We start from the raw sequence: 7,034 nt of genomic DNA on the forward strand, positions 1-7,034 counted from the left end.
CGCTCTTCCGATCTCTGACCAAATCCACTTCGGTCAGCGCCGCGAGACTGGCGACTGCCCATCCCGCGAGCAGGGCGGCGATCGTGGCTCGCTGAACCGGGCGTGAGGAGACTCGGCAATCCGTGCCGATCGCGTCGCAAAAGACGACTCCGCCGATCAACGCGTTGACCAAGAAGGAACTGGCGGCGCCTGCGAAGATTCCGATGGAAAACACGATCCGGGCCCACGATCCGAACAACGGTTCGAGTGACAAGGCAACGACTGAGGCGTCCGTTAAATCTTTCGGGGCAATGTTGCCATGCAGGGCCGTTGCGGCGGTGACGTAGATCATCCCGGTGATCAGGGCCAAGGAGGAAATGCCCACGAACACGTCGAGCAATCCCGTCGACAGATTTTCACGTTTCCAGCCTTTTTCTTTGACTTGATAGGACTGATAGAAGGCACCGGCGACGGAGAACGTTGTGGCGACGAGCGCCGCCATGCTCATCCAAGCGATCGATACGTTGTCGGAATGGGCCACGGTCTCGGTTTCAGTGGGCGTGCTGGCGGCGTCCGGTGTTGGAAGACTGGGAATCAGTCCGCCGATGACATCGCCCCATTCGGGCGCCGAAGCAAACATGCTGGCTCCAAACGAAAGCACCATGGCACCGACCAGAAACGCCATCGCTCGCTCGATCCAACGATACAAATCGCGACGCCCCAGCCAAACCAACGCAATGATGGCACCGTTGAACAGCAGCAATCCCGATGCACGGCCGAGTGTTGACCATTTGTTCACGGTTTCGTGACCAATGAAACCACTGACGGCCATCCACATCGCATTGTTGTTGGAGGCTTGGAACAGCGTGATGGCAATCAGCAGGGATAAACCGACGACCCAAGCTGCCCAACGCCCAAAACGATCCGCCACCAAAGCGCACAAAGTTTTTTCTTTGCAGACGCCGATGGTCATCGCGGCCGCGGTCATTCCGATCATCAGAATGCCCGCGAGTGGAACAATCCAAAGTAAATCGAAGCCTTCACCGCAGGCCACACGGCTAGCGCTGACGATGCTTCCGGGGCCAAGAACGACGGCCGCGACCACAATCGCAGGGCCAATTCGACGATATCGTTTCCAACCACTCTCGTTTACTGTTACCGGCTGTGTCACAATGAAGCCTTGTCGATGGATGAATGATTTGTTAGCCGCTTTTTACGACTGCCAATGTTGAACAAGATCCTAGCCGCTGATCGCTTCGAAATGGGGCTGTGGGTGGGCCGAAAGGCCGCCGACTCAATCCGAATGGCTCTGAATGAGTTTGGTCACGCCAATGTTGTCGTGGCGACCGGCGCATCACAGTTTGAAGTTTTGTCGTCGTTGGCAGAACAACCTGGGATTGATTGGTCCAAAGTGACTGGTTTCCATCTCGATGAATACGTCGGGATTTCTCCGGATCACCCTGCCTCGTTTTGCAAGTATCTTCGCGAACGCTTTGTTGAAAAAGTTTCGCCAGGCGAATTTCACTATCTTCGCGGTGATCAAGATCCCTCAGAAACGATGAAACGTGTGGGCGATTTGCTTCGTCAGACACGGATCGATGTGTCGTTGGTCGGAATCGGTGAGAACGCTCACTTGGCCTTCAACGATCCGCCCGCCGATCTGACCACCACAGATCCGTATCTGCTGGTGAACTTGGATCAGCGGTGTCGCGAGCAACAGGTCGGTGAAGGTTGGTTCTCGTCGTTGGACGAGGTCCCGACGCAAGCGATCAGCATGTCGGTCCAACAGATCCTGAAATCACGCGAAATTTTCTGTTCGGTTCCAGATGCCCAAAAAGCGGAGGCGGTCGCGAGAACGTTGTCGACGGTCAACGACCCGATGGTTCCAGCTTCGGCACTGCATCAGCATCCCAATGCGACCCTGATCATCGACATCGCGTCGTCTGCACAGCTTGATCGGGCCACTCGCAATTCGATGGAGTCGGCCAATTGAGCCACGTCGATTTACAAGTCAACGGCTACGCCGGCGTGGATTTCAACGGCGATGGATTGTCGATCGAACAATGCCTGCAAGCGTGTCGAGTGATGCGATCTCATCAGGTGGATCGGTGCTTGGGCACGGTGATCACGGATTCCATGGACGCCATGTGCGCCCGCATCGGTCGATTGGCCGATGCGATCGACGACAATGACGAGATCGCGAAAATGATCGCGGGAATTCATGTGGAAGGACCGTTTTTGTCGCCTCTGGATGGTTACGCAGGGGCTCACCCGAAAACGGAGATCCGGGCGGCAAACATCGAGGACGCACAGCGATTGTTGGACGCGGGCCGCGGCCACGTTCGCTTGGTCACGTTGGCACCGGAGCAAGACGCTGCGGGCAAAACGACGAACTGGTTGAGCGATCAGGGAATCATCGTGGCAGCCGGGCACACCAATGCAACACTCAAAGATCTGGATGTGGCGATCGATTCTGGGTTGAAGATGTTCACTCATTTGGGAAACGCGTGTCCCTCGGAAGTCCCCCGGCACGACAACATTGTGCAGCGAGTTCTCTCGCGTGCGTCTGAGTTGGCGATCAGCTTCATTGCGGACGGCTTTCACATTCCGATGATGGCCCTGGGGAACTATTTGAAGTGTGTGCCCGAGCAGAACATCATCATCGTCAGTGATGCGATCAGTGCCGCGGGACTAGGCCCGGGGACTTATGCCTTGGCGGGACAAAATGTGCACGTCGATGAGGACGGGGCGGCGTGGGCGGAGTGCCGAACGCACTTTGCAGGGTGCGCTACGTCGGTTCAAACGATGACTGACAAACTCCGACAGGAATTGGGCATAGAAGAAGCACGCATCCAGGCTTGGACGCAGACCAATCCGGCGCGGTTGCTTGCCCGTAAGTCGTAGTCAGTCGCTGGTTTGGAATTGGATTCGCTGAGCGAATCTACGAGCGGATGACTTCGGGGGCGTTGATCAACTGGGCTCCGTTGCCATCGTTGAAATACACGCGGTTGCGACCCATGTTCTTCGCCGAGTAGAGGACTTCATCGGCGCGGCGCACGATCGGACCGATGACCAAGTCCTCTTGTGGGTTGCTGAGCCCGATGCTCAACGTGACGGTCAGCTCGACCGGGCCAACTTCAATGGAATCTTTCGCGATGCGGTCTCGCATTGCATTGGCCTTTTCAGCCGCCACGCGGATTGGCAGATGAGTCAGGATCGCGAATTCTTCTCCGCCAAATCGCGAGACAATTTCGGCGTCTTGCATGCCGTTGCCGAGACGCTGAGAAATCTGTTGCAGGACCACGTCGCCAACGGGGTGCCCATGCGTGTCGTTGATGATTTTGAAGTGATCGATGTCGATCAAAATCAATGTGAACGATTTGCCACCGCCACGGTAAGCGACAAAGAGTTCGTCCAGTTTCTTGTCAAAGGCGCGGCGATTGAACAGACCAGTCAATCCGTCCGTGCGAGCTTCGGTCAGGTAGGACTGAATTTGCTCGGTCTGTTCTTCGAGTTGTTTTTCGGCAGCTTCCAAACGGGTTTGCAGTTCGGTGTTGGTCGACATGATCTGGTTGATCAACGTCACCATCCGGGCGTCGCTGGCGTTTTGGTGATCAGGCTGGTTGCCCGACCGGGCCGCGCCGGAACGTGACTGTTGGATGCTGATTCGCATCGCATCACTGAGTTCGCCCAGTTCGCTTTGATAATTTGAAACGTTGCCGGAGTACTCGTTGGTCCAACGAGAGAGCCCTTCGAGCAACCCCAACATGCGCTGGCGTTCGTCCTCTTGTATGACGGGACCCTCAGGAACCGACGCGGATGGTTTGCGTCGCCGACGCCCGATGATGTACCCGATCGCGACAAGGACCGCGGCAAAGAACAATCCGGCGGCGATCAGAGACGGGTTCACGGTGCTGCAGAGGGTTAAAAGGAGGCCCTCAGCGTTCGCTGAAGACAGCGGTCAGGAAGTCAAACTGGATGGCGGACCAGCAGACCCATTGGCGGCGACAGGCGGCGCGATCATTTCGCCACGCGCAATCACAACGAGTCCACTCTCGGTCACTGTTAAACCACGAGCGCGGTCCAACGCTAGATCATATCCAATTTCCGTTTCCGGCGGGATCTGCACACCCTTGTCGATGATGGCTCGGCGAATGCGACTGTGCCGACCAACATCAACGTCGTCGAACAAGATACTGTCTTCGACTTGAGCGTAGCTGTTGATGCGACATCCCGAACCGATGACGCTGCGGCGAACGCAACCGCCACTGATGATCGCGCCTTGGCAAACGATGGAATCCAATGCTTCTCCGCGACGCGACGAGCGGCCTTCGCTACCGAAGACGAACTTTGGGGGAGGCAACTGCGGTTGGAAGGAACGAATCGGCCACTGGCGATCGTACAAATTGAGCTGCGGGTCGACGCCGACCAAGTCCATGTTCGCTTCGTAGTAGGCTTCCAACGTGCCGACATCTCGCCAGTAGGCTTCGCGTTTGCGGTTCTCGTCCGTGAACGGGAACGCGAAAACTTGGCTGTCTTCGATTGCGCCAGGAATGATGTTCTTGCCGAAATCGTGGTCGCTGTCGGGCTGAGTCGCGTCGTCGCACAGTCGCTCGAACAGAAATCGCGTGTTGAACACATAGATGCCCATCGACGCGAGGCAGACGTCGGGATCGTCGATCGTTGGACGCGGGTTTTCTGGTTTTTCCTGAAATTCCACCAACCGACCGTCGGTGTCGACCTGCATCACACCAAACTGTCTCGCTTCGTCGCGGCTGACACGCAGCGCGCCGACGGTGACATCGGCTCCCTTGCGATGATGAAAGTTCACCATCGATTCGTAGTTCATTTTGTACAGGTGGTCGCCGGCTAGGATCACCACGTATTCCGGTGCTTCCCGCTCGATCGCGTAGATATTCTGGTACACCGCGTCGGCGGTGCCCTGGTACCAGTTGTCATCGATGCGTTGCTGGGGCGGAACAACGTCGATGAATTCGCCGAGCTCGCGGCAGAAATAGTTCCGCCAGGCCACGTTGATGTGACGGTCGAGCGATTGGGCTTTGTACTGCGTCAGCAGCAACAATCGGCGCATGTCGCTGTTCAGGCAATTGCTGAGCACAAAGTCGATGATGCGGTACGCACCACCAATTGGAACCGCCGGTTTGGCTCGATCACGGGTGAGTGGTTCCAGTCGTGAGCCACGACCTCCGGCCAAAATCACCGTTACTGTTTGTCGCATCATGGATTCGTGGTTTCCTACCGCGTTTTGCATGTCGGCACCCGCAACATGCTGAGCCAGCATGCTAGCAAAGTCCCTTGTTCACTGTCGAGCGGAAAACAGTTTTCCCTCACCGGCATGAAAGGGAGCTTCATGCGTCGATGCGGAAAGGTTTCGCTATTTTGACATTTGCTCGTCGGGGGGCGCGCTTCGGGCGAACTGGCACACTCGTTTGTCGATCACGCACAGACAAGTTGCGTGCGCTCGCAGTCGCGAACGTGGGACAGGGGGAATTGCACATTGGGGGCCGAAGCAGCGTCCAGGTCCAAAACGGGGAGAGGATTGATCGAATTTTCATCTCCGGTTCAAAGTGAACCAAACGGACGCCAGCCGCAGTAGTACTTCTTTCGAAAAGTCATGGGGGCGGTCCGAAATTGGGACGTGAGGTCTCCCTGACGAGTCTGCTGGCGACGTCTCCGCGAACAGGCGTTGACTTCCCCTCAGCGGATGCGAAGTATCACCCACCCGACGATCCCCCCTCTCAGGAGAAAATAGACACGATGCGTAATCAATGGAAACCAATCAGCTTTGCTTTGGGAAGTTTGTGGATTGCCACGCTGACCGCGGCGGTCGTGGTGAGTTTGCCGGACGGTTTGCGTTCCGATGCGATGGCGGATCAAACGAACCGACCCGCGACATCGATCGATCCCGGTCAGGGGTTGAACACCGCCCAGGATTTGTCGGCTTCGTTCCGGACTGTCGCCGAAGCGATGCGTCCGAGTGTGGTCAGCATCAGTTCGAAAACGACGGCCAAGGCCGTGAGCAATCGATTGCCGCCGGGATTGCGGAGCCAGTTGCCACCCGGGTTCGAAGATTTCTTTGAGGAGGGCATGCGAGGCAACCAGCGAGTTCCCGCTCGTGAGGGCCAAGGCAGTGGCGTGATTGTTCGAGAAGACGGTTACATTCTGACCAACAATCACGTGGTCGAAGATGCCGATGAAGTCTACGTCGAGCTCAGTGATGACCGACGTTTGCCCGCTGAAGTGGTGGGGACCGACCCCGAAACGGATTTGGCGGTTTTGAAGGTCGAAGCGGACGGTTTGCGTGCGATTGCCTTCGGTGATTCGGATGCCATCCAAGTTGGTGATTGGGTGTTGGCCATCGGCAGTCCCTTTGGTTTGGATCAAACCGTGACGGCGGGCATCATCAGCGGCAAAAACCGCAACCGGCAAATCGTCAACAACGGGCAAGGGTTTGAGGATTTCTTGCAAACCGATGCCGCCATCAACCCAGGGAACTCCGGCGGTCCGTTGGTGAACTTGCGGGGTGAGTTGGTCGGGATCAACACCGCCATTCTTTCACGCAGTGGTGCCAGTGCCGGAATCGGTTTCGCGATCCCGGTTTCGTTGGCTCGTCCTGTTTTGACCTCGATCATTGAGTACGGCCAAGTTCGACGCGGATTCTTGGGCGCTCAAGTTCGTGACGTGACGCCCGAGTTGGTCGAAGAGATGGGATTGAAGGTCAAGGATGGTGCATTGATCCAAGGCGTGTTGGACAAGCAACCCGCCGCGAATGCAAATTTGCAACCAGGCGACGTGGTTGTCAGCGTGGACGGAAAGAAAGTCGACAGCAGTTCCCAATTGGTCAACTACATCGCCAGTCGTCCTCCTGGGGCGAGCGTTGCGATGGTGATCAATCGCGATGGCGAAACGTTGAATAAAACCGTCAATTTGCAAGAACGAACCAGCGAAGCGATGGCGATGTTCCACGGTGGCAGTGTGCTCGGTGCCAAGCTTGAACCGATCACTCCCGAGACCGCTCGCCGGTATGGTTATGC

Annotated in this window: 6 protein-coding genes; 3 read left to right on the forward strand and 3 right to left on the reverse strand. The window is 56.8% G+C overall.

Going from position 1 to position 7,034, the window contains the following annotated elements:
- The coding region (locus tag ACF8AM_RS22285) for an NRAMP family divalent metal transporter (RefSeq protein ID WP_392557770.1) at positions 1-1,150 on the reverse strand (1,150 nt) is incomplete at its 3' end.
- A 54-nt stretch (positions 1,151-1,204) separates the two neighbouring features.
- On the opposite strand from ACF8AM_RS22285, the gene ACF8AM_RS22290 reads away from it, so the two are divergent.
- Together ACF8AM_RS22290 and ACF8AM_RS22295 are read left to right on the forward strand one after the other, a co-directional pair.
- Positions 1,205-1,972, forward strand: a complete 768-nt coding sequence (locus tag ACF8AM_RS22290) for a glucosamine-6-phosphate deaminase (RefSeq protein WP_392557771.1) — start codon at positions 1,205-1,207, stop codon at positions 1,970-1,972.
- Positions 1,969-2,883: an N-acetylglucosamine-6-phosphate deacetylase gene (locus tag ACF8AM_RS22295; RefSeq protein WP_392557772.1), complete on the forward strand. Its 915-nt coding sequence runs from the start codon at positions 1,969-1,971 to the stop codon at positions 2,881-2,883. The genes ACF8AM_RS22290 and ACF8AM_RS22295 overlap by 4 nt, the downstream gene beginning before the upstream one ends.
- A 37-nt stretch (positions 2,884-2,920) precedes the next feature.
- On the opposite strand, the gene ACF8AM_RS22300 is transcribed toward ACF8AM_RS22295, so the two are convergent.
- Complete coding sequence (locus tag ACF8AM_RS22300) at positions 2,921-3,889, reverse strand: GGDEF domain-containing protein (RefSeq protein ID WP_392557773.1); 969 nt, start codon at positions 3,887-3,889, stop codon at positions 2,921-2,923.
- A gap of 51 nt (positions 3,890-3,940) precedes the next feature.
- Positions 3,941-5,281, reverse strand: coding sequence for a glucose-1-phosphate adenylyltransferase (gene glgC / locus ACF8AM_RS22305; RefSeq protein ID WP_392557774.1), 1,341 nt, complete (start codon positions 5,279-5,281; stop codon positions 3,941-3,943).
- Between the two features lie 476 nt (positions 5,282-5,757).
- Here glgC and ACF8AM_RS22310 point away from each other — a divergent pair.
- Positions 5,758-7,034: S1C family serine protease (locus tag ACF8AM_RS22310; protein WP_392557775.1), on the forward strand; the 1,277-nt coding region annotated here is incomplete at its 3' end.

This window comes from Rhodopirellula sp. JB055 (assembly GCF_043100905.1).
Lineage (GTDB): Bacteria > Planctomycetota > Planctomycetia > Pirellulales > Pirellulaceae > Rhodopirellula.

Bases quoted from the DNA above. Each gene is read 5' to 3' on its own strand.
- ACF8AM_RS22290 (WP_392557771.1), top strand. From the start codon at position 1,205: ATGTTGAACAAGATCCTAGCCGCTGATCGCTTCGAAATGGGGCTGTGG.
- glgC (WP_392557774.1), bottom strand. From the start codon at position 5,281: ATGCTGGCTCAGCATGTTGCGGGTGCCGACATGCAAAACGCGGTAGGA.